Origin of the sequence: Candidatus Poriferisodalis sp. (assembly GCF_965204125.1) — a bacterium.
GTDB lineage: Bacteria > Actinomycetota > Acidimicrobiia > Acidimicrobiales > Poriferisodalaceae > Poriferisodalis.
This window is the reverse complement of the sequence record NZ_OZ241968.1, coordinates 1999463-2025300: the sequence shown is the minus strand read 5'-3', so window position 1 is coordinate 2025300 and position 25838 is coordinate 1999463. Positions and strand designations below refer to the sequence as shown.

26 protein-coding genes and 1 pseudogene are annotated in these 25838 nt (G+C 67.4%); 11 read left to right on the top strand and 16 right to left on the bottom strand.

The features are described 5' to 3' along the window. Positions 1-4 precede the first annotated feature (4 nt). The 3 genes from ACOGXD_RS09505 to ACOGXD_RS09495 all read right to left on the bottom strand — a co-directional run bounded on the left by ACOGXD_RS09505 (position 5) and on the right by ACOGXD_RS09495 (position 3129). Positions 5-235: a DUF3107 domain-containing protein gene (locus tag ACOGXD_RS09505; RefSeq protein WP_419914519.1), complete on the bottom strand. Its 231-nt coding sequence runs from the start codon at positions 233-235 to the stop codon at positions 5-7. An 81-nt stretch (positions 236-316) separates the two neighbouring features. Next, positions 317-1930 carry a protein adenylyltransferase SelO gene (locus ACOGXD_RS09500; protein ID WP_419917385.1) on the bottom strand — a complete coding sequence of 538 codons (1614 nt, stop codon included), beginning with the start codon at positions 1928-1930 and terminating at the stop codon, positions 317-319. Positions 1931-1944: 14 nt separating this feature from the next. Beyond that, complete coding sequence (locus ACOGXD_RS09495; protein ID WP_419914517.1) at positions 1945-3129, bottom strand: Mrp/NBP35 family ATP-binding protein; 1185 nt, start codon at positions 3127-3129, stop codon at positions 1945-1947. 153 nt (positions 3130-3282) lie between these two features. Here ACOGXD_RS09495 and ACOGXD_RS09490 point away from each other — a divergent pair, with 153 nt between their 5' ends. The 4 genes from ACOGXD_RS09490 (at position 3283) to ACOGXD_RS09475 (ending at position 6894) form a co-directional block, all read left to right on the top strand. Further along, positions 3283-4380 carry a hypothetical protein gene (locus ACOGXD_RS09490; RefSeq protein WP_419914516.1) on the top strand — a complete coding sequence of 366 codons (1098 nt, stop codon included), beginning with the start codon at positions 3283-3285 and terminating at the stop codon, positions 4378-4380. Next, a complete protein-coding gene (locus tag ACOGXD_RS09485) occupies positions 4380-5228 on the top strand; it encodes a hypothetical protein (protein WP_419914514.1) in 849 nt (282 codons plus the stop codon). Before ACOGXD_RS09490 ends, ACOGXD_RS09485 begins: the two co-directional genes overlap by 1 nt. Positions 5229-5504: 276 nt before the next feature. After that, positions 5505-6314 (top strand): hypothetical protein, encoded by an 810-nt coding sequence (locus ACOGXD_RS09480; protein ID WP_419914512.1) that lies wholly within the window; start codon positions 5505-5507, stop codon positions 6312-6314. Positions 6315-6375: 61 nt separating this feature from the next. Then, entirely contained in the window at positions 6376-6894 is a 519-nt protein-coding gene (locus tag ACOGXD_RS09475) for a hypothetical protein (RefSeq protein WP_419914510.1), read from the top strand. 49 nt (positions 6895-6943) lie between these two features. On the opposite strand, the gene ACOGXD_RS09470 is transcribed toward ACOGXD_RS09475, so the two are convergent. The 9 genes from ACOGXD_RS09470 to ACOGXD_RS09430 all read right to left on the bottom strand — a co-directional run bounded on the left by ACOGXD_RS09470 (position 6944) and on the right by ACOGXD_RS09430 (position 14042). Further along, positions 6944-8194, bottom strand: a complete 1251-nt coding sequence (locus ACOGXD_RS09470; RefSeq protein WP_419914508.1) for a cytochrome c-type biogenesis protein CcmH — start codon at positions 8192-8194, stop codon at positions 6944-6946. Between the two features lie 7 nt (positions 8195-8201). Further along, complete coding sequence (locus tag ACOGXD_RS09465) at positions 8202-8837, bottom strand: TlpA family protein disulfide reductase (RefSeq protein ID WP_419914506.1); 636 nt, start codon at positions 8835-8837, stop codon at positions 8202-8204. An 89-nt stretch (positions 8838-8926) separates the two neighbouring features. Beyond that, the gene (locus tag ACOGXD_RS09460; protein WP_419914504.1) at positions 8927-10894 is read right to left on the bottom strand and encodes a heme lyase CcmF/NrfE family subunit; all 1968 of its coding nucleotides are present in this window, start codon (positions 10892-10894) and stop codon (positions 8927-8929) included. Then, positions 10891-11454, bottom strand: a complete 564-nt coding sequence (locus ACOGXD_RS09455) for a cytochrome c maturation protein CcmE (protein ID WP_419914502.1) — start codon at positions 11452-11454, stop codon at positions 10891-10893. Before ACOGXD_RS09455 ends, ACOGXD_RS09460 begins: the two co-directional genes overlap by 4 nt. Continuing rightward, positions 11447-11614, bottom strand: coding sequence for a hypothetical protein (locus tag ACOGXD_RS09450; protein ID WP_419914500.1), 168 nt, complete (start codon positions 11612-11614; stop codon positions 11447-11449). The genes ACOGXD_RS09455 and ACOGXD_RS09450 overlap by 8 nt, the downstream gene beginning before the upstream one ends. Continuing rightward, complete coding sequence (gene ccsA / locus ACOGXD_RS09445; protein WP_419914498.1) at positions 11611-12438, bottom strand: cytochrome c biogenesis protein CcsA; 828 nt, start codon at positions 12436-12438, stop codon at positions 11611-11613. The genes ACOGXD_RS09450 and ccsA overlap by 4 nt, the downstream gene beginning before the upstream one ends. Positions 12439-12446: 8 nt before the next feature. Next, positions 12447-13115: a heme exporter protein CcmB gene (locus tag ACOGXD_RS09440; protein ID WP_419914496.1), complete on the bottom strand. Its 669-nt coding sequence runs from the start codon at positions 13113-13115 to the stop codon at positions 12447-12449. Continuing rightward, positions 13105-13785: an ABC transporter ATP-binding protein gene (locus ACOGXD_RS09435; protein WP_419914494.1), complete on the bottom strand. Its 681-nt coding sequence runs from the start codon at positions 13783-13785 to the stop codon at positions 13105-13107. Before ACOGXD_RS09435 ends, ACOGXD_RS09440 begins: the two co-directional genes overlap by 11 nt. 38 nt (positions 13786-13823) lie before the next feature. Further along, positions 13824-14042, bottom strand: coding sequence for a biotin/lipoyl-binding carrier protein (locus tag ACOGXD_RS09430; protein ID WP_419914492.1), 219 nt, complete (start codon positions 14040-14042; stop codon positions 13824-13826). Between the two features lie 108 nt (positions 14043-14150). Between ACOGXD_RS09430 and ACOGXD_RS09425 the strand changes: the two genes are divergently transcribed. From ACOGXD_RS09425 to ACOGXD_RS09415, 3 genes are read left to right on the top strand one after another with little or no spacing between them, the layout of a single operon-like run. After that, positions 14151-15062, top strand: a complete 912-nt coding sequence (locus tag ACOGXD_RS09425; RefSeq protein ID WP_419914490.1) for a DUF5317 family protein — start codon at positions 14151-14153, stop codon at positions 15060-15062. A gap of 29 nt (positions 15063-15091) precedes the next feature. Next, the gene (locus tag ACOGXD_RS09420; RefSeq protein WP_419914488.1) at positions 15092-15355 is read left to right on the top strand and encodes a hypothetical protein; all 264 of its coding nucleotides are present in this window, start codon (positions 15092-15094) and stop codon (positions 15353-15355) included. A 12-nt stretch (positions 15356-15367) separates the two neighbouring features. Next, positions 15368-16606 (top strand): CaiB/BaiF CoA transferase family protein, encoded by a 1239-nt coding sequence (locus tag ACOGXD_RS09415; RefSeq protein ID WP_419914486.1) that lies wholly within the window; start codon positions 15368-15370, stop codon positions 16604-16606. On the opposite strand, the gene ACOGXD_RS09410 is transcribed toward ACOGXD_RS09415, so the two are convergent. Next, positions 16607-17026, bottom strand: a complete 420-nt coding sequence (locus tag ACOGXD_RS09410; protein ID WP_419914484.1) for a hypothetical protein — start codon at positions 17024-17026, stop codon at positions 16607-16609. 129 nt (positions 17027-17155) lie between these two features. On the opposite strand from ACOGXD_RS09410, the gene valS reads away from it, so the two are divergent. Further along, positions 17156-19783: a valine--tRNA ligase gene (gene valS / locus ACOGXD_RS09405; protein WP_419914482.1), complete on the top strand. Its 2628-nt coding sequence runs from the start codon at positions 17156-17158 to the stop codon at positions 19781-19783. Between the two features lie 13 nt (positions 19784-19796). On the opposite strand, the gene ACOGXD_RS09400 is transcribed toward valS, so the two are convergent. After that, on the bottom strand, positions 19797-20963 hold the full coding sequence (locus ACOGXD_RS09400) for a mechanosensitive ion channel family protein (RefSeq protein ID WP_419914480.1): 1167 nt from the start codon (positions 20961-20963) through the stop codon (positions 19797-19799). A gap of 326 nt (positions 20964-21289) precedes the next feature. Here ACOGXD_RS09400 and ACOGXD_RS09395 point away from each other — a divergent pair. From ACOGXD_RS09395 to ACOGXD_RS09385, 3 genes and pseudogenes are all read left to right on the top strand, one after another. After that, positions 21290-21565, top strand: a pseudogene (locus tag ACOGXD_RS09395) (AAA family ATPase); the annotation flags it as partial. A gap of 12 nt (positions 21566-21577) precedes the next feature. Then, positions 21578-22507 carry an ATP-binding protein gene (locus tag ACOGXD_RS09390; RefSeq protein WP_419917384.1) on the top strand — a complete coding sequence of 310 codons (930 nt, stop codon included), beginning with the start codon at positions 21578-21580 and terminating at the stop codon, positions 22505-22507. Positions 22508-22576: 69 nt separating this feature from the next. Next, positions 22577-23134 (top strand): hypothetical protein, encoded by a 558-nt coding sequence (locus tag ACOGXD_RS09385; RefSeq protein ID WP_419914478.1) that lies wholly within the window; start codon positions 22577-22579, stop codon positions 23132-23134. Positions 23135-23893: 759 nt separating this feature from the next. Here the strand turns inward: ACOGXD_RS09385 and ACOGXD_RS09380 are convergent. Next, positions 23894-24241 carry a hypothetical protein gene (locus tag ACOGXD_RS09380; protein WP_419914476.1) on the bottom strand — a complete coding sequence of 116 codons (348 nt, stop codon included), beginning with the start codon at positions 24239-24241 and terminating at the stop codon, positions 23894-23896. Between the two features lie 68 nt (positions 24242-24309). Further along, entirely contained in the window at positions 24310-25794 is a 1485-nt protein-coding gene (locus tag ACOGXD_RS09375) for a hypothetical protein (RefSeq protein ID WP_419914474.1), read from the bottom strand. Positions 25795-25838 lie beyond the last annotated feature (44 nt).

Sequence of the window (25838 nt, the reverse complement as noted above, 5' to 3'; positions counted from 1 at the left end):
AATCTCAGTCGGCTGCGAAGCCGATGCGCCGATCGCCGGCCGGACCCAGCTCCAGGTAGGCGAGCTTGTCGATGGGCACCCCGACGCGGCGCCCGCTGCGATCATTCAGCCAGAGCACTGTGTCGTCGCCGCTCAGCGCACCTTCGAGCGACGCCGCCGCGTCTTCAGCAGCCTCGTCGTCGATTTCGACGCTGAGCTCCCGACCGCCGTGCGTGATGCCGATCCGGATGTCCATACCCGCAGGCTATCGGTGGGGTCTGCGGCAACCGGCTGCTGAGGGCGACAACGCAGCGCAGTTCGAGTCTTCCGGCGAGGGTCAGGAGCTGCAGGAGAGCTGGCTGCAGCCGACTCGGGTGCGGGCCCAGTCGGGGCGCAGTGCCGCGTAGGACTCCCGGTCGGGCTGTTCGTCGTAAGGGTGGCGCATGACGTCGAGCAGCTCCCCGATGGCCTCGGGGCGGCCGCCGGTGGCGGCGTCGATGGCGAGCTGGGCCAGGTAGTTGCGGAGGACGTACTTGGGATTGACCCGGTTCATCGTCTCGGTCCGTGCGGCGTCCGCGATGCCGAGCGCTCGCAGCCGTGCCGCGTAGCGCTCGACGAACTCACTCGTGGCTGAGCGGTGCTCGTCGGTGACCTCGGAAGGCTGGTAGTACGCGTCGGCGAGCGGGGCGATGCGCTTGGCCGGGTCGACGCCCTCGACGGTGTCGACGGTGGCGAGCCGTCGCCAGAAAATCGTCATGTCGGTCTCGACCAGCCGCAGCACCTCGAGCACCCCGGTCGCCAGCTCACGGTCGGCCTCGGTCGCCAGCTCTGGCAATCCCAGCTTGGCGGCCATCATCACCGACCATTGCTCCTCGAAGTAGGGCACGTAGCCGTCGAGGGCTGCCTGCAGCGGCTCGGCCTCGCCCACCAGCGGGTACAGCGCATTGGCGAGCTGCATGAGATTCCACTGCGCGACGGCCGGCTGCGTGCCGAAGCGGTAGCGGCGGTGGGCTGCGTCGGTGGTGTTCGGAGTCCAGTCGGGGTCGTAGTTGTCGAGCCAGCCGTAAGGGCCGTAATCGATCGTGAGGCCCAGGATCGACATGTTGTCGGTGTTCATCACCCCATGCACGAAGCCCACCCGCAGCCATTCGCACACCATGTCCGCCGTGCGCCGCACCACTTCGTCGAAGAAGCGCGCATACCGCTCCGGCGACGAGCTGCCGGACTCGGTGTCGGCGGCCAGGTCAGGAAAGTCGGTGCCGATGACAAAATCGGTCAGCGTGCGCAACGTGTCGATATCGCCGCGGGAAGCGAAGATCTCGAAGTTCCCGAACCGCACGAACGAGGGCGCCACCCGGCAGACCACAGCCCCGGGCTCGAGCTCGGCGTTGCCGTCGTAGAGCATGTCGCGCATCACCATGCCGCCCGTCGCCACCAGGCTGAGCGCCCGGGTGGTCGGCACGCCGAGATGCGCCATGGCCTCGCTGCACAGGAACTCGCGCACCGAGCTGCGCAGCACGGCCAGGCCGTCGGCCGTGCGGGAATACGGCGTGGGGCCGGCGCCTTTGAGCTGCAGGGTCTGGTGCTGGCCGTCGCGGTCCACCACTTCGCCGAGCGCGATCGCCCGGCCGTCGCCGAGCTGACCGGCCCAGTTGCCGAACTGGTGGCCGCCGTAGCAGTGGGCATGCGGATCCATGCCGTCGAGCAGCGTGCTGCCGCCGAACACCGCGGCGAACTCCGGGTCGCTCGCCAGTTCGGCGTCGAAGCCCAGCAGGTCGAACATCTCCGCACTGTGCGCCAGCAGGTGCGGTGCAGGCACCGGTGTCGGCTCGACCCTCGAGTAGCACGCTCCCATCACCTGCCTGCGGGAGTTGCCGGCGTCGGGGTCGGCGGGAAGCGCGGCGGTGAAGCGGTTGTCGAAACTGAGCTCGTCGAGCGAGCCGATCGGCATCGCCGCCGTGACGCTCACAGCAGCTTCAGCCCCTCGTTGTAGCGACGGGTCGGCAGATGCTCCTCGCAGAGCAGGCGCGCCATGTCTTGAAACACACCGGCCGTCTCGCTGTCAGGGTCTGCCGCGGCGATCGGCATGCCCTCGTCGCCGCCCGCTCGCAACTGCGGCACCAGCGGCACCTGGCCGAGCAGCGGCACCTCCAGCTCGTCGGCCAGCGCTTGGCCGCCGCCGGAGCCGAAGAGCTCGTAACGCTTGCCGTCGTCGCCCGTGAACCAGCTCATGTTCTCGATCACCGCCCGCACCTGCAGGTTGACGCGCCCCGCCATCTGGGCGGCGCGCTGGGCCACCTTCTGCGCTGCTGGCTGCGGCGTGGTCACCACCAGCATCTCCGAGCGGGGCAGGAACTGTGCCAGCGAGAGCGAGATGTCGCCCGTGCCGGGCGGCAGGTCGATCAGAAGATGGTCGGGCTCGTCCCAGAAGACATCGGTGAGGAATTGCTCGAGCGCCTTGTGCAGCATCGGGCCGCGCCAGATCACCGGCTGGTCCTCTCGTGCGAAGAAGCCCATCGACATGCATCGCACGCCGTGTGCTTCGGTGGGCACCACCATCTGGTCGATCACGGTGGGCGGGCGCTGCACGCCGAGCATCCGGGGAATGGAGAAGCCCCACACGTCGGCGTCGATAACCGCGGTGCGGGTGCCGCGCTGGGCCAGCGCTATCGCGAGGTTGACCGTCACGCTCGACTTGCCGACGCCGCCCTTGCCGCTGGCCACCAGCAGCACGCGGGTCTTGTTGCCGGCCTGGGCGAACGGCACCTCACGGCCTTCGGCGTGCCCGTGGCCGGCATGAGTGCCGGCTGACGCCGCGGGGTCGCCGATGAGCTGAGCCCGCAGCGTCGACTGCTCGGCTTCGTCCATGACGGTGAATTCCACGACCACGTCGTCGATGCCGTCGAGGGCGCATCCCGCCTCGGTCACGGCGTGCGAAACGTGGCCGGCGGCCGGCCAGTCGTTCGACGGCAAGGCCACGAGCACCTGTGCCGCACGCCCGGCGACTGCGGCGGCCCGCAGCATGCCCATCTGGCCGATGGGCCGGCGCAGCTCAGGGTCGATCACGTCAGCCACCGCAGCGGCCAGCTGCTGGTCGGTGACGCTGGCTGGTCCGCCGTTGGCGGCTGACCCTCGACGCTTGCCCTTCACTGGGTGCCCCTGACCGGTTGCGATCGCTTGCCGCGTGGTGACTGCACCGGCGTTGCAGCCGCACCTGCCGCTCGCCAAGCACGCTACTGCCGCAACCCGATAATCGGTTCTGTCGACTAGTACGCAGTGTTTCCATATGCGCCATGGATGCGAATGGATGCGCTCGCTGGAGGTCAATGCAAATTCACACTTGATACATTGTTCATAATGAATGTGAATAATGAAATCAGGTGGCAACTAGAAAGAGAGCTTGAAGCTGAAGCAGTCCGCATTCTGCGAGCGATCCCAGAATTCACCGTCACCGTCGAGCACGGCCGCGCCCAGCGCGCCGACGCAATCGTCCGACACGGCGGATCGACAACGCCGGTAGCGATAGAAGCCAAGACTCGGGTCAATAGCGCCACGGCTCACCAAATCACCCACCATGCACGCCAGCTCTCGATGCCGATGGTGGTGATAGCACGCGAGATGACAACACGCGCGAGCGAGATCCTCGCGGCCGAAGGCATCGGTTCGATCGACGGCCTCGGCAATATTCGCTTGACGCTGCCGGGACTCATCATGAGGATCACAGGTGAGCGACGCCCCAAGCGCGCCCCTCCTCCGACACGCCTGTCGGGCAAGTCCAGTCTGGTGGTTCAAGCGATGCTCTTGGATACGAAGCGCTCCTGGCAGGTCACAGAACTGGCGAGGCAGGCAGGAGTGGCAGTCGGGCTCGCGCACCGAGTTGTGCGGCGCCTTGACGGCGAAGGCGTCTTGGAGTCTCAAGGAGCCGGACCAGCCAAGTCACGACGCTTGGTCAACCCCACTGCGTTGCTTGACCTATTGATCGAAGAACACCGAGATCGTCCGCTGCGAACGCTCACGTACATGCTTGAAGCCGGTGATGGGCGGCCGGCAGAAGCACTCTGTTCCGGACTCGATGCAGCCGAGGTCGAATATGCGCTCACGGGAGCAGCCGCAGCTGCGCGTGTCGCACCGTTCGTGACAAATGTCCTCGTCAGCGAAGTATGGCTCGGGGCTCTGACGGACCCCAGCGCCATTTGCGAGCAGATCGGCGCACTCGAGGTCGAGTCTGGGCCGAATGTCGTGTTCCTCCAAGTACGCGACGACACACCGCTTGCCTTTCGCGCACGCGAAAGCGATGCGTGGATCACCAATCGCGTCCGGCTCTTTCTCGATCTCAGACGTGACCCGAGGCGAGGGCGCGAGCAGGCAGACCACCTGCGCCGCGAGCTCATTGGCTTCTGATGACCCCAAGTCACCAGAGCGAGTACGACGCCGCGACGACGGACCTCTGTGAGCGCGTCCTCGTCACCTTGCTCGGCGACATCGGCCCATGGGGTGAACGGGTGGTGCTCGTCGGAGGTCTTGCCCCGCGCTACATCGTCGGAACATCACCATCCCCTACCAGCCCCCACGCAGGCACGACGGACGTTGACCTCGTCATCGAACTCGCCGTGGGCGAATCCACTGAGAGCTACGACACCCTTTACCGCAACGTCGAGCGCTCGGGATTCGTTCGGGGTCAACCGGACTACAAGTGGCACCGCCGCATAGAGGAGGCCGTGATCGAAGTGGATTTCCTCTGCGAAACCGATGCCGTAGAGCCAGGCCGGATCCACAAACCCAGCGACGGCACGGGTTCCAAGTTCGCTGCCTTCAATGCCCCCGGCGCCAGCCTCGTCGCACAGGATTTCTTTGAAGTGAGTGTGACTGCGGAGCGCCTCGACGATGGGGGGACCTCAACGGTGACCTTGCGAGTTGCGGGTCTATGGAGCTTCGTGGCGCTCAAGACGCTCGCCTTCCAACAGCGCCATCACAACAAGGACGCCTACGACCTGATTTACACGCTGAGGAACTACCACGGCGGGCCCAGGGCGGCGGGATTGGCTGCCGCCGGCAGCCCCATTCGTCGCGCCCCGAGGATCCAAGAGACCCTTGACTCGATGCGGGCACGATTTGAGACTCCCGAACACGATGGACCGTCGGCGTATGCCAACTTCCTCGCTGCTTCTGATGACGCTGCTGCACATGCCCGTCGCCAAAACGAAGCAGTTCTCGTCGTGCGGGAGTTCCTCGCTGCTCTCGGCGGCTGAACACTCTCGCGGACGCTTCGCGGTGGGTTAGTCGAGTTCGGTTTGCGTCTCGGCGATCGCGTCGTTGAGGGCGACGGCCATAGCAGGGGGCGGGTTGCGTCGCAGTTGCAGCGGCGCGGCCGTCGACTGCGTGCATACCGAGGCGACTCATGACGAGTCGGCCAGCCGGATGTCATCGAATCCCAACATGAATTAATGTCGATGCCTCAGCCAAACGTGTGCATATGCACATAACAGATGGAGTCGATGTGATAACGACAAGTGCGCTATCGCGCGGTGGTAGCCGCCCTGCTTCTGGCAGGCAGCTTCCTGGTGGCGGTGCCTGCCGCAGCCGATGACTCCGGGAGCATGGACCCCGGTAACGATCTGCTGAGCGACACCTGGGACAAGCAGCCCTCAACCGGCGAAGGTGACGGCGCCGGCGACGACGATGGGATCGAGGGGTTGCGACCAGGGGGGCCGATCGGGCCAGTTGGCTCCACCGGCGTGCCCACATATGGGGCTGTCTGGGCACCCGGTGAATTGGTCCCCACAGCCGTCGAGATTCTCTTCGACAATGCCAACGTCGAATTGTTCACGCACGAGCCCGAAGATCGATCTTTGTTCGCTGCCCTGCTCTTGATCCACAGCCACGAGGCACCCACCGAGTATCGATTCGAGAATGCGGTGCCTGATGGCCATACCGCTGAATTGCAGCCGGATGGTTCGGTGAGGTTCTTCGACGCCGACGGCAACGAATCGGGCGGTATCGCTTCGCCGTGGGCCCTCGACGCCAACGGCGAGGAAGTGCCCACCCGCTACACCCTCGACGGCGCAACCCTCGTTCAAGCCATTGATCACGAAGACGCTGCTTACCCCGTGGTTGCTGACCCGGCGTGGTTTCTAGCCGTCGTCGTGCTGGCACGGCTCGCGGCTCCCACGGCTGCGGCGGTACTGACGGCTTGCGGCCCAGCGCAGTGCGTGGCGGCGGGCAGGACCGCCGGCGGAGCTGTCTACAACCACGTCAGGCCCCGTGGCGGATCATCCAGCGGAGGCCGTCCAACCAATACCCCGACGTGCAATGCAAGAAATCCGAGTGGGTGTTGAATGGGCGACGAAGCATCTCTTTGATGCAGGGTCGCCTGTTGTAGCACTTGGAATGCGGGAGGTGGTTGAGTCGATGGCACGGGCAATAGAAGCGTGCCGCAGGGTCCGCTGGTCTGACGGACGTCCTGTCAGTTATTCGCAGGACCGCGTCGCGCTTGGCCTCCACCTGTGGTCGTTGATATCGGGGATCACGGTGACCATCCTGTGGATTAGCTCTTCGAGTTGGGCGGCGTGGTGGGTGTTGATACCGCTGAGCATTGCGAACGGCGTCGGGTTCGAATTCGTCGCAAGGATCCGCTTGCGTCGCGCCGTGCTGCGGGTCGAAGCCCTCGGCAGCGCAGGGCGAGCACTGGTCAAGATGGGTCCCGGGCACTGGATCAATCAGCAGATCAATCGCTTCGACGACTATGGGATTCGGCTCTGCGACCGGAAGGCGGAGGAGTTCCAGGCTCGAGCCGAGATGGCGCTGGCCAGCGGGAAGCAGAAGTCTGCTGCGAAGTACCTACGACGTGCGGAGCGCGAGCGCAAGTACAGCAAGTGGGCTAGGCACTTCGCCGAGCGCCATCCTCATCCATTCTGAAGTAGTCCAAGCAGCTGGCTGAGCCCTCTAGAGGAAGTGCTGTGGTCGGCTATTCGAGTTCGGCTTGCATTTCGGTGATTGCGTTTTCGAGGGCGGCGGCCATTGCGGGGGGCGGGTTGCGTTGCAGCGCTGCGCCGTAGTAGCCGATGGCAGCTTCGAGGTCGCGCTCGATGAAGCGGGCGGTGTAGCCGCGGAAGACCCACGGATCGAATTCGCTGGGGTCGAGCGCTACGGCAGCGTCCAGCGACGCGATGCCGGCGACGATGAGCTCGCGGTCGGGGATGCGAACCAGCAGCCAGCCGCGCAACGCCAGTGCCTCAGTGTCGCTGGGGTCGTCAGCTAGGACGCGGTCCAGATCCACGAGCGCCGACTGCAGATCGCAGTCGGCTGCGGGAGCATCGGTTGCCTCGCCTGCGCCGGACGGGTCCTGCGATGACGCCGATTCGCAGTGACGCAGGTGCAGGCGGGCCGACAGTACGAGCGCGCCGCGCAGGTCGGGATCGAGCCGGAAGATCTCCTCCAGCGTGGCGCGGGACTCATCAAGCTGGTTTGCGGCGAACTGACGCTGCGCATCAAGAAGCAATGAACGGGCCGAGCGGTCGATGTCGCCCGTCAGGGTCTCGCCCGAGAGGCGCAGCCCTGCCGAGCGCGCCACCAGTACCCCAGCCACCGCGCCGACGAGCACCAGAGCGCTGACCGTGATCACCGTCGCGCTGCGCCAACCGGTTCTGCGACCACGGTCGCCCGGCGGTTCAAGGTCGCCTGCTGCTGTGGATCCGTCGCCGCTAGCCCCGTTGCCGCCGGCGCCGTCGCCATCAGACCGATCCCCGTCAACTTCGGCTGCGCCGGCCCGAGCCTTCCAGCGGCGGGTCGCGGCCCACAGCCCTGCCGCAGCCGCGGCGAACGCAGCCACCGGCAGCGCCCACACCAGCGTGCCCACCCCCTCCCCCGGCGGCAGCGCGTTCACGTCGTCGCCGTAGGCGGCGGCAAGATCGGCCCGGATCTCGGTGTCGCTGCGGCCGGCATCCACCCACATATCGATCTGGCGGCGCATGGCCGCCGCAGCGGGTGCGTTCGACTCGAGGACGCTCTGGCCGTCGCAGACCGGGCAGAGCGTCGCCTGCTTGAGCTCGTACGCACGCTCGGCCTCTGTCGCTGGCGGCCGCGACGCCGTCGCTGCGAGAACAGCGGCGATGAGCGCCACAGCGGCGACGGCCAGCCAGCCGATGCGGCGCAGTCCTGAACCGCTCCGGGGCGCCGCAGTCGGCTGAGCTGGCGAAGTCGTGCCCGAGTCGCTCATGGCTGGTTCACGAACCCGGCTGCGGCGCGGCATCCGCGCTCGCAACACCCAGCAACAGTGCGATGACCGCATCGGGATCGTCAGCGCTGATCTGCCCCTGCCAGCGAGCCGCCACGATGCCGTCGGGTGTGATCAGGAACGACTCGGGTGGCCGCAGCACGCCGAACTCGACTGCCCAGCGGGAATCGGGGTCGTCGACGACCGACCAGTCGCCGCCGAGGCGCTCGTAGAACGCAATCGCGTCGGATGTCCGGTCGCCGAACGGCACCGAAACCAGGGCGCCATCTTGGGAATGGCGAGCTGCCCACGTCGCGAGCGCAGGGTGTTCGCGGTCGCACGGCACGCACCACGACGCAAAGAAGTTGACCAGCACCCACCGCGGATTCGACGACAGCGGGCCCACGGCATCGATGTCGAAACGCGCCACGTCATCGGGACCGATCCGCACTCCCGGCAAGGCCTGCGCGCCGCCGGCGTCGAGGAACGATTCGGGCGGCCAGATGAGCTCACCTCGCAAGGGCGGCACCAACTCGCCGATGAGCGGGCTCGCGGCACGGATACTGCCGCCATCAGAATCACGTGTCGCCAGCAGAGCGATCAGGCCGGCGGCCACCAGACCCACGAGCACTGCAGCAACCCGCACCCACGAGCGGCTACGTCGCCTTCCCGAGTCGCTGCTGTTGCCGGATGGAGCCTGCGGCTCAACGCTCGACGCATCGTTGGATGGCGGCGTCACGACTCGCGCACCCCGACGGAACCCGCGGTTGCGGGAGTGCCGCGGCGCGGGACGCGGTCGCGTGCGCCGATGCGGGTCGGCACCAGGGCAGCGGCAATGCCAAGCACGAGAACGGCGCCGCCCAGCCACATCCATGCCACAAGTGGCTTGATGAGCACGCGAAGCGCTACGTCGCTGTCTCCCTCTTCGGGGATGGTGGCCAGCGACAGGTACACATCGTCGATCAGGCTCGTGGCCACAGACGGCGTCGAGATCGGCTGGCCGAATTCGGCGAATCGCGTCACGGCCGGCTCGAAGATGCCCCGGTCTTCGACGTCCACGCGCACGCGCACAACCCGGTTGCCGCTCTCGATCTCATCGGTGAGCCCCAAGTAGGTCACCTGGTGGCCCGCGACCACGCCGGACTCCCCCGGCGACAGCGTGAACTCGCCTTCAGACCCGTACGCGCTCGACGCGATGAACCCGAAGGCGATCACGGCGACCCCGATATGGGCGATCATGCCGCCGCCGGTGCGTCCGAGCAGTCCGCGCCAGCCATTGCGCCGCACGCCCAGCCACAGCAGCCGCGCAGCGCTGCCGATGACGAAACCGCCCATGCCCAGCGCCAACACTTGCCACAGACCGTGCGCTCCGGCCCACACCGACAGCACCATGGTCAGCGCCCCTGCCGCTGCAGGCCACACGAGCCGCTTCGAGCGAAGCTCCGCCGGGGTGTCGCGCCAGTTCAGCGCCGGCGACAGCGCCATGAGGCCGAGCAACGCGATGCCGACCGGCGCAAGCATCCGGTCGAAGTACGGCCGCCCGACCGCCAGGCGCTCGGACGCGACCGCCTCGGCCAGGAGCGGGAACACCGTGCCGAGCATCACCACGAATGCTGCGACGGCGAAGAGCAGGTTGTTGCCGAGGAACGACCCTTCCCGGGACCAGATCGATCCCAGGCTGGCCGGGTTTCGCAGCGCCTCGCCGCGCCACGCCACCAGCACCACCCCGCTCACCACGATCACCGCAAAGAACGCCAGCAAAATCGGCCCCAGCGATGACTCGCTGAACTCGTGCACCGATTCGAGCACGCCCGAGCGCGTGAGGAACGTGCCGAAGATCGTCAACGCGAACGTCACGATGAGCAGCGACAGGTTCCACACGCGCAGCATCTGGCGGCGCTGCTGGGTGATGAGCGAATGCACGAATGCAGTCGCGGTCAGCCACGGCAGCAGCGAGGCGTTCTCGACGGGATCCCACGCCCAGTAGCCGCCCCAGCCCAACACCTCATAGGACCACCAGGCGCCCAGCATGATGCCTGCGCCCAGGCTGCCCCATGCCACCAGCGTCCAGCGGCGGGTGTCAGCCAGCCAGCGGCTGTCGAACTGGCGCGTGACGAGCGCAGCCACCGCGAACCCGAACGGCACGGTGAACCCGACGTACCCCAGGTACAGCATCACGGGATGAATCGCCATCAGCGGGTGGTTACGCAGCAGCGGATTCAGGCCGCCGCCGTCCGCTGGCGGGTCGGCGAGCGTGCCGAACGGGTTTGCCGGACCGGCGAGCAGTGCGAAGAAGAAGATGCACACGCCCAGCATCACCGCAAGCGCCCAAGCAACCGTCGGTTCTGATGTGCGGGCGCGGAAGCGCCATGCCGCAGCGCCCACATAGCCGCACAGCACCAGCGCCCACAGCAGGATGGATCCTTCGAGCGCTCCCCACAGCGTGGCGATCTTGTAGATGAGCGGCGTGGCGATAGTGGAGTTGCGCGCCACGTAAGCGAGCGAGAAGTCGTCGCTGAGCAGGGCGAACTCCATCGCTCCCACGGCCAGCACGCAACCGCCGGCCATGGCCGCGATCCATGCCAGCGCCTGGCGGCACCGCTCGGGCTGAGAGAGCGCTCTGGCTGCAACCAGCGTCCCGGCACCGCCGAGCGCGCTGACGAGGCCGACGGCCACGCCGAGCGTGCCCAGCACGGCGATCACAGCCGGGGCACCTCGAATGGGCAGTCGTCGAGGAAGCCCTCGGGCGGCTCGTCGGGATCACCGATGCGATCCGCATTTGCCGCGGCGTACTCGTTGGTGTGCTTGACAAGCATGTTGTCGCTCGAGAAGAAGTGCGTATCGCGGCCGGCGACCGTCACGACGTTGCCGGACACCCAGCGCCCTTCCAGCACCACCGGTATCCAGGGCGACTCGAACAGATCCGGAGGATCGACCGAGTGGCGCACCGCGACCGATGCGCAGTTGTGGATCACCTCGAAGGTGGTCACGCCGCCGTCGACAGCGACTGACGACGGCACCACCCGTCCCTGCAGGCGAAAGCGGCGGTCGCCCAGCTCGACCCGCTCCGCGATCGCCTCGTCGGCATTGCGGAAGAACAGCGTGGCGTTGCGCAGGCCTGCAACCGTCGCCGCCCCACCGGCGATGAGCAGCAACAGCACGAAGGCGCCGATCACGGCCTTGCGCCGGCGTCCCATTTGCCGGCGCACCGCCGCGCGCTCATCGGGCGCCTCCAGCGGGTGCCGGGGGCTGAGGTCAGTCATGGGGACGCGACTCGTCGGCGGCCTCGGGCACGGGGCCTCGCGCGCCGATCCCCAAGTCCCGGCCGAGCGTGCGTCCACGGCGAATGACCCAGCCGACATAGGCGACGGTTGCCGCGGCTGCCAGCACGTAGCCCGAGAACACGTTGGCCGCGTGCGTCATCGGCCCGCCGCCTGTTCGTCACGGCGCTGGGCGAGGAGTTCTTCCAGCGATGCCTCTTCGGCAAGCTCCTCGAGGCGCAGCACCCGGTAGCGGTGAATGCCGATCCACAGCGCCACCACCGTGAACGTGGCCCAGGAATACAGGAGCGTCCAGTACATCTCGCCGGTGATGTTGCGTTCGCCCCCGGGCTGGAGGTTCAGGCTGGCCTCTTGATGCAGAGTGCGCCACCAGTCCACCGAGTAATGCACGATCGGCAGGTTGACGACCGCAATGAGCGCCATCACGGCTGACCTGCGGGCACGGGCACGCGATTCGGCCGGGAGCCGGCGCAGCGCCAAGTACCCCAGGTAGGTGACGAACAGCAGCACGGTCGTGGTGAGCCTGGCGTCCCACTGCCAGTAGGTGCCCCAGGTCACCTTTCCCCAGAGCGACCCGGTCACCAGCGTGAGGGCCGTGAACAGCACACCGAGCTCGGCAGCAGCACCGGCCACGCGGTCCCACCGCCGGGCCTGCCGATCGGCGATGACGCCGTGGGTGCCGCCTGCGCCGCTGCGAGTGCGCCACAGCACCCTGGCGCTGGCGAAGGCGGTCAGCACGAAGCCCCCATAGGCGACCCAGATGGACGGCACGTGGACGTACATGAGCCGCACCGAGTCGCCTTGGACCGCATCGGGGGGCGAGATCCACAGCGCCAGCAGCGCCATTACGCCCACAGCGGCGATCGCGACCACGCCGAGCACCCGGGTTGCGACGCTGCCGGTCATCGACAGCGAGCCGGCTCGCTGCGCCTGCTGGCGAAGGTCGGGCTCAGGCGTCTCGATCATCGGGTGACTCAGGCGTCTTCCAGCAGCGGACCGGCTGCGGCCCAGCCCACTGCGATGTAGGTGACGAGCACCACTGCGAGCAGTGCTGTCCAGCTCCAGCCTTGGTCGGCGCTGGTCCCGAGCGCCACGTCGAACGCCCGGGTTCCGGCCAAGAGCACCGGTGCCGCCACCGGGATCAGCAACAGCGGGAGCAGGGTATCCGCCGACCGCAGACCTACCGTCATCGCCCCGTACAGCGTCCCGCAGATGGCGAACGCAGCCATGCCGCACAGTCCTGCAGCCACGATCAGCAGCCAATCCTGGACCGACACCGAGTAGAGCACCAGCAGGCCAGCGGCGGCGAAAACGCCGACAAGCACGAGTTGCAGGGCCAGGGCCGCCGCCTTGCCCCAGAGGATGGCCGCGGGCGCGAGTCCTCCCAAGCGCAGAGCATCGAGGTTCCCGCCTTCGGCTTCGATGTCGAAGCTGCGCTTGGCCCCGAGCACTGCCCCGAAGAGCACAGCCACCCAGAACAGGCCGCCCGCCCCCGCACCCAGCAACGAGGGGTTCGCGTCGAGCGCGAACGCGAAGACGACCAGCACCAGCAGCACGGTCGGGACGATCTGGACGAGGGTGACGCGAGCCCGCCACTCGATGGTCAGGTCCTTGCGGCAGACAAGCCAGATCTCACGCCACATCGGTCGGGCCATTGGTCTGTGACACGGGTGCAGTCGGCTCGACGCGGCCGCCGGCCAGCATCACTTGGCGAGCGGCCGCAACGCGGGAACGGCCGGTCTCGTGCGTTGCGAACATCACGGTGGCGCCTGCGGTGACGGCGTCGGCCAGCAGCTCGTCGAGCGCATCCCGGCTCACGGTGTCAAGCCCGGCATGGGGCTCATCCAGCAGCCACAGCCGCGGGCGCGCGATGGTCAGGCACGCCAGCGCCACCCGCCGTTGCTGACCTTCCGACAGCCGTCGAATGGCAACCTCGCCGAGACGGCCGCCGAGTGCAAAGCGCTCGATCGCGGCCGACACTTCGGTCGGCCCAGCACGGTGAACGTCGGCGCAGTGGCGCAACTGGTCGTCCACCCGCAGATCGCCGTACAGCGGTGACCGATGCCCCAGCAGTCCGACGTAAGGACGCACGGCGCGACGCTGCGCTCTCAGGTCAAAGCCGAGCACCTCGGCACGCTCGCCCCGCACGGGCACGAGCCCCGCGCAGGCCCTCAGCAACGTGCTCTTGCCTGCTCCGTTGGGTCCTCTCAGGCACACCATCTCGCCGGCTTGCACGCTGAGATCCACTCCCGCCAATGCGGGAAAGCGGTCCAGCAGGGCAACGACGCCCTCGAAGGCAACGGCAGCGCCCACGAAGCGCCAAGGCTACGGCCGCACCGGGGAACCGGGGCTCAGGACGTGGCGACCACCGCAAGCACATCGCCTTCGGCGACGGAGTCGCCTTCGGCCACACGCATCTCTGCGAGCGTGCCGCCTTCGGGCGCCGCGACCGGGATCTCCATCTTCATGGACTCGAGGATGAGCAAATCGTCGCCGGCAGCGACGGCGGCGCCCACCTCGGCGACCACCTTCCACACAGTCGCAGTCAACTCAGCTCGAACGTCCAGCACGTCGTCTCTCCTCCACAGGCCCGGGGCGAAGGGCCGGCGCAAAGCTACACGGCCACCTGCTCCCGCATCCCCGAACGCTCGCGCGCTACTCGGTATCTTCGGAACGCGGTGTCCTTCATCGCGCTCCTGACCCTCATCGGACTCGGCGTCGGCTTTGCTGTCGCACTCGTTACCGGTGGCACGCCCTCCGAGATTCTCAGCAGGATGCGAGTGGTGCGCATCAACCATTGGCCGGTGCTGGTGCTCGGAGCAGTGCTGTCGCTCGCCGTCGGGCTGGACACCAACATGCTCGCCGGCCGATTCGCCCTCGGCATCTCACTGGCGCTGCTGCTCGCCGGATGCCTGCTCAACCGGCAAATCGCCGGCGCGAGCATCGCCGCAATCGGCATGGCCGCGAATCTCGGCGTCCTCCTGGCGAACGGCTACGTACCGGTGAGCGAAGGTGCTGTCGTGGCCGCGGGCATCATCGACTTCGACGGGATCGACCGGGTGCTGCTCGGCGCGGCACGCCAGTGGTCGGACGACGCGACGATCGCTGCCTGGCTGGGCAGTGCGATCCCGCTCGCGCCGCTGAAAGACGTCATCACGCTCGGCGACCTAGTGACCGCCGCCGGCTTGGCGAACGTCGGATTCCGGCTGATGTGGCCCGGGGCCCGGGTTCCGCAAGGACTGGCGGCGGTGTCGCAGGGCGGCTTCGACGACTACGACGACGATTCAGTAGTGCTGAGGCCGGCAGGGCAGCGCACGACCTTGGAGCATCCCCCACTGATCGGCTCGACTGCAGCGGCAGCTCCCGAGGCGCCTGCACCGGTCGCTGCCCCGGCCGAGCCCAGCCCGGTGCCCATACCCAGCGAGCCGGCCTGGGCCTCGAGGGTCGAACCGGCACCGTGGCCGGCCCCCGCTCCGTGGCCTCATGAGCCGCAGGCCGATGAGCCAAGCACCTATCAGGCAGGCGAACCCGAACCCCCCTCGGGCGAAGAGCCCACCGAGAGCCACGATCCTCAGCTCTTCGGAGCCTGAATCTCACAACATGCCGAGATAATGGAACGGTGGACGAGGTTCTCGCTCGGCGAGCTCGGCTGAAGCGGATCACCAGCCTGGGGCAACGGACCGGGTACGGCCTCTATGCCGCATCGCTCATCTGCGGCGCCATCGGCATCCGCTGGGGATACACGCCGCTGCTCAGCACATTGATCGCCGTGGCACTCGTGGTGGGCTCGATGCTGCTCGCGCCCACCATCATCATGAGCCACGGCATCAAGGCCGCCGAGCGCGAGGAGCGCCAAGCGGCTGCCGCCGGATCTACTGAGTAGAAGAGGCTCTTGATGTCAGACACTGCGGGCACTGCCGCCGCGGCCGGCAACGAAACGGCCGGAGCCCTCGATGGCATACGCGTGGTCGATCTCACCACCGTGCTCATGGGGCCCATGGCGTGCCGCATGCTGGGAGATCACGGCGCCGATGTGATCAGGGTGGAATCGCTGGACGGCGACTCCACGCGCAACGGTCTGCCTGCCCGGTCTGCCGGCATGTCCGGCTTCAGCCTCAACATCCAGCGCAACAAACGCTCGCTGGCGCTCAACCTCAAGTCCGATGCCGGTCGTGCAGCCATGCAGCGGCTGCTCGCGAGCGCCGACGTGCTGATCACCAACATGCGGGCCGCCGCACTCGAGCGTCTCGGCCTCGACGCCGAGTCCCTGCGAACTCAGCATCCGCAGCTCATCTGCTGCCGTGCGAACGGCTACGGCAGCGGGGGCCCGTACAGCGACAAAGCGGCATACGACGACGCCATCCAAGCCGCGTCCGGCCTGTCGAACCTGATCGGCCGCATCGCAGGCGAGCCCGGCTTCGTCCCGTCGGTGATCGCAGACAAGGTCACCGGGCTGCACGTGGTGGAGGCCGTGCTCGCGGCCCTGTTCCATCGGGAACGGACCGGCGTGGCCCAGGCCATCGAAGTGCCCATGTTCGAGACGATGGTGGCCTTCAACCTGGTGGAGCACTACCGCGGCGCCGTGTTCGAACCGCCCGAGGGACCGTTCGGTTATGACCGGCTGCTCACGCCGCACCGGCGGCCCTATCCCACGGCCGACGGCTGGGTGTGCCTGCTGCCCTACAACGACGCGCAGTACCGAGCCTTCTTCGCGTTCGTCGAGCAACCTGAGCTGGCTGATGATCCGCGCTTCGCCGACCACAATTCGCGGATCGCTCACATCGACGAGCTGTACGCACTATTCGGGGAGCTCTCGGTGCGTCGCACCACCGACGAGTGGATCGCCTACTGCGATACCCACTCGATCCCGGCAGCGAGAGTCATGGACTTGGCAGACCTTGACGCGGATCCTCAGCTCGCCGCCGTGGGCCTCGTCAGCATCTCGGAACATCCCACCGAAGGCGCGTACCGCTATGTGGCCGATCCGGTGGTCTACTCAGCGACGCCGACTCGGCTGCGCCGCCATGCCCCGCGGCTGGGCGAGCACGCGCTCGAGATTCTCAGCGAGCTGGGCTACGGCGGCGGCGAGATCGACGGGCTGCTCGACCAGGGCGTCATTGTGCTGCCGGATTGATCAGTCGCTGCGCCCGCCAATGCCCTTCTTCAAGGCGCTGATTGCAGCGTCTCGAACCGGGATGAAAGCAACGAGAACTATGGCAGTCGCTACGTCCATGCCAAAGCGGTTCAGCGACAGCAGTTCCATGTTCGCTCCGAATCCCAGATTGAGCACATCGTTCGCACCGTTGATCTGAGAGATCAGCACGAACAGGTACGCCCAAATCAGGTTCAGATTGCCTCCGATAATCGGAATCGACTTCAAGGTGTCGTTCACCTTGACCGTGTCGAGGACGCTGTCCACGACCACCATCGCACCCTGGAACACCATGCCCAGGATGATCAGCGTCAGAATTGTCGCCATCATGCCAATCGACCCCCTTTGGTCGGCAGTACGGCTGAAGTTGCCGACCGCCCCCGCAGGCGGCAACCAACGCACACACTAGTCAGTTTCATTGCTTTTTTGTGACAATTTCATGACAACCCCGGATACATTGGCGAAGTACTTCGCATCTGGCGGGTGCCCGGGATCGGCCTCTGGCGCAGCGCGCCGGTAGCTTTGCGGCGCATGACGCAGGTGCCCGACAAGCCCACCGTCGACGGGCTCGAGGCGAAGTGGTCACAGCGCTGGGAAGCCGACGGCGTGTACCGCTTCGATCGCACCGCCACCCGCGATCAGGTATTCAGCATTGACACGCCGCCGCCGACCGTGAGCGGCTCGCTGCACATGGGGCACGTGTTCAGCTACACCCACACCGACAACATCGCTCGTTACCGGCGCATGGCCGGCTACAAGGTCTTCTACCCGATGGGCTGGGACGACAACGGCCTGCCCACCGAGCGGCGCGTCCAGAATTACTTCGGGGTGCGCTGCGACCCGTCGCTGCCCTACGACGAGAACTTCGAGCCGCCTGCCGACGGCGGCGACGCCAAGGCAGTGGAGGCCCGCGGCGAGCTGGCGATCTCGCGCCGGAACTTCATCGAGCTGTGCCACGTGCTCACGGCCGAAGACGAGCACGCCTTCGAGGCCTTGTGGCGCCAGCTCGGGCTGAGCGTGGACTGGTCTATGACCTACGCCACCATCGACGAACGCTGCCAGCGGATCGCGCAGCGCGCATTTCTCGGGAACCTCGAACGCGGCGAGGCGTACCAGATCGAAGCGCCCTCGCTGTGGGATGTCACCTTCGGCACTGCTGTGGCCCAGGCCGAGCTCGAAGACCGCGAACGGCCCGGCGCCTACCACCGCATTGCATTCGGGCGCACCAGCCCGGAAGGATCACGCAACGGCACCGTCGAGATCGAGACCACCCGGCCAGAATTGCTGGCCGCATGCGTGGCGCTCGTGGCCCACCCCGACGACGAGCGCTACCAGCCGTTATTCGGCTCCACCGTGCTGACCCCGTTGTTCGGGGTGGAAGTGCCGGTGGTGGCGCACAAGCTGGCCGAGCCCGACAAGGGCACCGGCATCGCCATGATCTGCACATTCGGCGACACCACCGACGTGACGTGGTGGCGCGAGCTGGACTTGCCCGTGCGGGCGATCGTGGACCGGCGGGGCCGCATCACCCCCGACCCGCCGCACGGCATCGACGGTGCTGCGGGCCGCGAGGCGTATGAGCACCTGGCTGGCCGGACGGTGGGAGGCGCTCGCACCGCAACTGTCGAGTTGCTCCGAGCCTCCGGCGATCTCATCGGCGAGCCCCGCCCCATCACCCATGCCGTGAAGTTCTTCGAGAAGGGCGACCGGCCGCTGGAGATCGTGTCGAGCCGCCAGTGGTACATCCGCAACGGCGGGCGCGACGCCGAGCTGCGGGACGCCCTGATCGCCCGCGGCTCGGAGATGACGTGGCACCCGCCCTACATGCAGGGCCGGTATACCAATTGGATCGAGGGCCTGAGCGGCGACTGGCTGATCAGCCGCCAGCGCTACTTCGGGGTGCCGATCCCGCTGTGGTACCCGCTCGACGACGCGGGCGAGCCGATCATCGAACAGCCGCTGGTGCCCGACGGCGGCGTGCTGCCGGTCGACCCGAGCAGCGATGTGCCGGCCGGCTACGACGAATCGCAACGGGGCCAGCCGGGCGGTTTCATCGGCGATCACGACGTGATGGACACGTGGGCCACGTCGTCGCTGACGCCGCAGATCGCCTGCGGGTGGAGCGAAGACCCGGATCTTTGGGAACGCACCTACCCGATGGACATGCGCCCCCAGGGCCACGACATCATCCGTACCTGGCTGTTCTCGACGGCAGTGCGGAGCCATCTCGGGCATGACTGTGCCCCCTGGCACCACTGCGCCTTGTCGGGCTGGATTCTCGATCCGGACCGCAAGAAGATGTCCAAGTCGAAGGGCAACGTGGTGACGCCGGTGGACCTGCTCGACACCTACGGGGCCGACGCCGTGCGCTACTGGGCCGCCAACGGCCGACCTGGCACCGACACGGCCTTCGACGAAGGGCAGATGAAGATCGGCCGCCGGCTGGCCATCAAGCTGCTGAACGCAGCGAAGTTCGCTCTGACGCTGACCGGCGGCACGAGTCCCGGGGCGGCCACGGACGCCGATCCGGACGGTCGTGCCGGCCCAGTGCGCAACGCCCTGGACGCGGCGCTGCTGGCTGAGCTCGCCGGGCTGGTGCGAGGCGCTACCGACGCCTTCGAGAACTTCGACTACGCCCGGGCGCTCGAGCGGTCGGAACAGTTCTTCTGGCGATTCACCGATGACTACGTGGAGTTGGCCAAGGGCCGGGCCTATGGCGGGCAGGGCGACGAGGCGGCAGCCGACGCGCATCTCACCCTGACGACGGCGCTCGACGTATTGCTGCGTCTGTTCGCGCCGTTTCTGCCATTCGTCACCGAAGAGATCTGGTCGTGGTGGCGCGGCGGTTCAGTGCACCGGTCGACGTGGCCCGACGCGGGCGAGATCGAAGCGCTGGTTCGTGACCGTCCCTCGGGCGCGTTCGAGCTCACTGCGTCGGTGCTCAGCGAGGTTCGCCGAGCCAAGACCGAGGCCAGGCGCAGCCTTCGGGTGCCCGCAGAGCAGGTGACCGTGAGTGCCGCGGATGAGCACATCGCCACACTGGAGCAGACGCGAGCCGACTTGATCGATGCCGGACGCATCGAGAGCCTGACGTTCGTGGCGGACGGCTCGCTGGCGCATCCCGAAGTCAGCGTGACGCTGGCGCCGGCCGACGCCTAGATCATCGCTGCAGCTACAGATCGCTGTCGGCGCCGTCGGTGTCGGGGTCTTCGGCCTCCATCGGCGACGCCACGGTCTCGAAGGCGCTGACGGGCCGCTCGCCGCTCTCGCCATCGGGCTCGCCGCTGCGCACCCAGACCGTCCGCTGCGGGAACGGGATCTCGATGCCGGCCTCGTCGAATGCGGCCTTGATGCGCCTGCGCATCAGGCGCGCCGTTGCCCACTGTTCAGATGGCTCGGTCTTGAGCATGACCCGGATGGTGACGGCATCGGCACCGAAGGCCTGCACTCCCGACAGGGTGGGTTCTTCGAGCACCGTGGTGCTCTCGCCTTGCTCCTGCCACACCTCGTCCGCGACTCGCTTGATGATCGCCATGGCCTCGTCGAGGTCGGTGTCATAGGCCACGTCGAGGTCGAGCGGCACCCGGGCCCACAGCTGCGACATGTTGCCCACCCGGGCGATGGCGCCGTTGGGCACATGCCAGACGGTGCCGGCGATGTCGCGCAGCCGTGTGGTGCGCAACCCGACCGACTCCACCGTGCCGACGGCGTCGCCGAGGTCGACCACATCGCCCACGCCGTACTGGTCTTCGATCAGCATGAACACGCCGGTCAGCAGGTCGCGCACGATCGACTGGGCGCCGAAGCCGACGGCGACGCCGATGATGCCCGCGCCTGCGATGAGCGGCCCGAGATTCACGTCGAATTCGCCGAGCAGCATCATGAGCGCGACCGCCCAGATGATGGTGGTGGCGATGCTCTTGAACAGCGTGCCCAGCGTCGTGGCCCGCTGGCTGGCGCGCTCGGTGCGCTCACGCAGCTGCTTCATCTTCTCGGCGAGCCGCTCTGGGTCCCAGGTTCGGCCCTCTTCGGCGGTGCGGGCGGCCTCGTCCTCCTCGGCGTGCTGCTTGTCCGACGCGATGCGCTCCACCATGTGATCGATGGCGCGGCGCACGACCCGCCGGGCGATGACGGCCAGCAGCAAGATGATCAGCACCGTGAGCGGCTTGTCCACGATCCAAACAGAGGCCGATGCAAAGCCCTCGCTGCCCGTCCAGTCGTAGATGCGTTCGCAGACCCAACTGGGCTCGGGGCCGCACACTTCGTTGACGCGACTGACTTCCAGCAACGCGTTGACCGCGTCGGTCGCCGATTCGGCCTGTGCAAGTAGTCCGGTCATCTGAGGGAGCCTAAGCCCGGAGGTACCGGCAGGACTGCCGGAGTTTGGCAGCCCAGATTCACGACACCGATGTGGCGGCGGCAGAGCTTACAAACCAAGCTGCTAGTGATCTCCAATTCGATACATGAATAACTTGTAAAGTGCTATATTGATACCCTTGTCTCAGTGCGATTCCGCATGAGTCACGGGCAGCTGCGAAAGCGAGAGCGCCTGCGATGAATGACGCTGAGTCCCTCGCCACCGACAGTCCACCGTCTGATCGGCTGACCATGCCCGGCTACCGGCAGCGGGTCATCGAGACTCAGATTGCCCAAGCGCTGGCGCGGGTGGGCGCCGTGCTCATCGACGGGGCACGAGCATGCGGCAAGACGTGGACCGCCCGCCACTTTGCGCGCAGCGAAGCCCGAATCGACGACCCGGCGTCACAGCTGCTTATCGAGACTGCGCCCGAGTCGCTGCTGGCGGGTGCCTCGCCTCGACTGCTCGACGAATGGCAGATGGCGCCATCGCTGTGGAACCGGGTGCGCCGGGTCTGCGACGACCGCAGCCGGCCCGGCCAGTTCATCCTGACAGGATCGGCATCGCCGAGCGACGAGATCACCCGCCACTCGGGCATGGGGCGCATTGCCCGCATCCGAATGCGCCCGATGTCGCTGTACGAATCGGGGCTCTCCGACGGCAGTGCGTCGCTGCAGTCGATGTTCGACGGCGATACTGCTGCGGCAGTGCCCCGCGATGATGTCTCGCTCGTTGATGTCGTCGACGCCATCTGCCTCGGAGGCTGGCCCGCCAACGTGGGCGACAGTGCTGGTGCCCGAGGCGAAGCATCTGGCGCCGGCGGCGCGATCGGCGACTACATCAACGAGGCAGCGCGGGTGGAGGTTGCCGAAGCAGTCGGCGTGCGGCATCAGCCCGAGGCGCTGCTGCGACTGATGCGTTCGGTGGCTCGCAATGTGGCAACCGAAGCGAGGCTCACCGGCTTGGCCGCAGACGCTGGCGGCGACTCGGCACTGGCGAGCGCCACGGTGCGTTCGTACCTGTCCGCATTGGAGCGCATCTTCGTCGTCGAGCGGCAGCCGGCATGGTCCGTAGAACTGCGCTCCCGGGCCTCGTTGCGCAAATCGCCCAAACTGCACTTCGTCGATCCTTCGCTGGCGGCATCGTTGCTGCGAGCCACGCCGACGCGCCTCATGGCCGATACGCCTGCGCTGGGATCGCTGTTCGAGTCGCTGGTAGTGCGAGACCTGCGGATACTGAGCCAGGGCATCGGCGCCGACGTTTACCACTACCGCGACAACGTCGGCCTTGAGGCAGATGCGGTCATCGAACGGCGTGACGGAGCGTGGATCGGAGTACAGGCAAAGCTGAGTCCGGGCCGCTCCGCGGTGGATGCAGCGGCTGCATCGCTGCTGCGCCTGCGTGACAAGGTGGCTCGCCGACGCAACGCTGACCTGGCTGCACTGCTGGTAGTGACCTCGACCGGGGCGGCCTACCGCCGCACCGACGGCGTCATCGTCGTGCCCGTGACCTCGCTCGGCCCCTGACCAACAGGCGAGCGTTCACTTCGATGTCTTTGTCTCAGGGCAATGCCGGGTGAGGCAAGGGCAGCGGCAATGCCATTCAGCGATTGCTCATGGCAAGTTGACTACCGCAGCGCGAGCCGCCTCAGCGCGTTCGACTGTGCCGCGGTGGCAGGTCAGCAAGATGGTCTGATGCTGCTCGGAGAAATCTCTCAGCAAGCGGACACACCGCTCGGCACGATCATCGTCGAGGCCGACCAGCACATCGTCGAGAATCAACGGCAGCCGCACGCCAGTGGCCTCGCCCTGTTCGGCCACCGTCGCCAGTCGCAGCATGAGATACAACAGCGAGCGCGCTCCGAAGGACTGTCGCCGCGCCGGATGCTCGCCGTGGGGACCGGCCACCCGCAGCAGATCGTCGATACCGGACTGCTTCTTGGCATGCATCTTGTCGTCGGGGGGCGGCAAGACAATGCGAAGGTCTGTCCAGCCGGCCAAATTCGAGTCCCACTGCCGACACTGCCTCAGCAGCTCTGGTTGCCGTTCCTCCAGGTAGTCCTCGGCGGTGTCGGGCAGCAGCTCAGCCGCGAGGCCATGCCCGAGGCCTTGCACTATCTGGGCGCGAATCGCCGTGATCAGCTGGGCGCGTAGTAGCCGGTTAGCTGCGGCCTCGTTCGATAACCGCTTCAGGTCGTCTGCGTTCTGTTTCAGTTCCTCGACCTTGTCGTCAACGCTGGGGCCCCTTCGGCGAGTTCATCTAGCCCCTTCTCCAAGACGAGAATCTGTTCGCGCAACGAGTCGGGATCGTCCTCGGCGACGTGTTCAAGGGCAGCACCAGCGGCGCGGTAGGGCCGTGACGCCCGAGGGTGCCCGCATCCCCGAGGGGACCCCTGCGGGGCCACAGCCGAGCTACCCGCAGGGGCGCAGGGGTGAGTCTCGCGCTTCACACACGACAGCCCCCCACAGCCCCGATGGCACCGGCCCCCGGCGCTGCCCCAGCGGGCACCGGCAGGGGGCCACTCCGTGCTACCAGACTCGCCCCCCGGCGCTGCGGCAAGCCTGCGCGCAGCCGTGACAGCGTTTTGCTCGAGCCGCACAGCCCACCCCGTACCACGGGGCACCAACGGGCCGCATCGGCCCCGAGAGTGTGTGAGCGCAAGACCCCCCCCGCCGGTACCCACGCCCAAGCGCACAGCGCCGGTGCCATCACGCCCCCTCGCCCCGCCGCAGCGGCCCTATCCGGCAGAGCAGGGCACCCACGGGGGCACGGGGCGCACGCCAACAGCGCAAAGGTCCGCCCCCGAAAGGGCAAGGCGGACCTTGACGGCGAAAAGCACCGCGGCCCTGCGGGCCACGCCAACCGACCCCGAACGGGACCGGTGGGCCCGACGTTAACCGCGTCAGTTTCGGCTAGCTGCCGCTGTCGGCTTGATGTCGTTGGCCGCGCTTGGGGGCGGGGGTGCGTCGGCGCTGCCAATTGGCGTACGCCGGACAGGCGATGGCGAGCGAACCGATCATACCGACCGTCGCCACCATGCTGCCCAACGGGTCCACCAGCAACCACCACGCGGGCACGATGAGGCATAGTGCCAAGCGGGCCAGCCCCTCGCGGCCGTCGCGGGGCCGCACCCAATTCCAGCGCCAGCTCCAGCGGCTTGCCGGTGGTGTGTGGTTACCGGGTTCATGGCCGGGCGGCAGCGCGGACCGCGGCCTGTGCCACCGCTGCTTGCGCTGGGCTGTCGTAACGGTCTCGGCCATGGTGACATGGTAGTTCGTTGCGCTCATGGCCTATGTATGCCTCTCGCTCATTGCTAGCGGTTCCCTCACTAGCACTTCGATTGCACGCCCAGCGAGCACTGATAGCGGTTGGCCGCTGCCTGTAGCCCTGCGCGGTTGAGCTTGCCGTTGACGAAGTCGCGCATGGCCTGATCCCAAGCCTCCTTGGGCGTCTGTTCGGGCGTGCTGGCCCCTGCGCTGTCGCCGCTGCTGCTGCTGTCGCTGCCGTCGCTGCCGTCGCTGCCGTCGCTGCCGTCGCTGCCGTCGCTGCCGTCGCTGCCGCCGCTGCCGCCGCTGCCGCTGCCGCTGCCGCCGCCGCTGCCGCCGCCGTTCGGCCTCGGCCCGTTGACGTCGACGACGGCGAGACCGAGAGCGGCCAGAACGCCCGGGCCGCCGAACAGGCCCACAGCGAAGATCCCTGCAATCTTCTCGTTGTCTGACAGCGTGTCCCATCGGGTGATGAATTCGTTGTAGCCATCTCTGGTGCGAAGTATCGACAGGCCTGGCGCCAGCTGCACGTCCACGCCGCTGCGCTTTTCTGCTTCCTCAAGTGCATTCAGCGCTCGGTCGATGGCGTTCACCACGGCTTTGGCCTCCTCGCTACTTCCCTCGGGCATTTCCCAACTGCTCCGGTCGGAGGCTTCCCAAATCTCCTTGGTGGTCTTGATGAGACCGTCCCACGCCTTTCTGGTGGCCTTCGTGACCCCGTCGCTCGTGCGGCAGTCCTGCGAGCCGTGGCCGCCGTGCTCGGTCTGCCCAGCGGGGCAGTGCGAATGGTCGGCCCGGTGGCAGGCGCCGTCAGCGGTGCCGCCCCCGAGAGGGTGCCTGTGGCGCTGGTATCTCTCCGTCGAGGCTTGGTATGGGGTGCACGGCTTGACGGTGTAGGTGGCCGTCTGTGGGTCTACGGGGTCGTCGTCGCCCTCTTCGTTGTCTTCGGCTTCCTCGTCGCCTTCGCCCTCTTCGGCTTCCTCGTCGCCTTCGTCGCCGCCGCCTTCGGTCCCGTCGTCGGCTTCCGTGCCGTCGCGGTTGGAGTTGTCGGAGGGCACCGGCTGACAGTTCGGCGGGGTGCCGGTCGTGCCCGACGGGCACGTGTTCGCATCACGGTTGGAGTTGTCGGAGGGGATCGGCTGACAGTTCGGCGGGGTGCCGGTCGTGCCGTCCGGGCACGTTTTCGGAGTAGTGCGGGAGTTGTCAGACGGGACCGGCAGACAGTTCGGCGGGGTGCCGGTCGTGCCCGACGGGCACGTCTTGGGCGGCGGCGCCGTCGTGGGCGGCGGCGCGGTGGTCGTGGTGGTGGTGCGCGGCGTGGTGTCGGGCGGGGGTGAGTAGTTGGTCGATGTCTTGGGCTTGGGCTTGGGATGTGTGTGGGGGACGGACTCGTTCCAGCACTGGCGGCCCGCGAAGGGGTCATAGGAGCAGCGCTGGATGGTCTTGGTGTGCGCGTCGGCGGGTTCGGCGCTGACGAGCGGCACTACCGCGAGCACGGCAGCGAACGTGAGCAGCGCGGCGAGCGCAGCTCCTAGGCGTTTGGGCATTGGCGGGTTCCTTCCGGACGGGTTGGCGTGTGGGTGATCCGCGC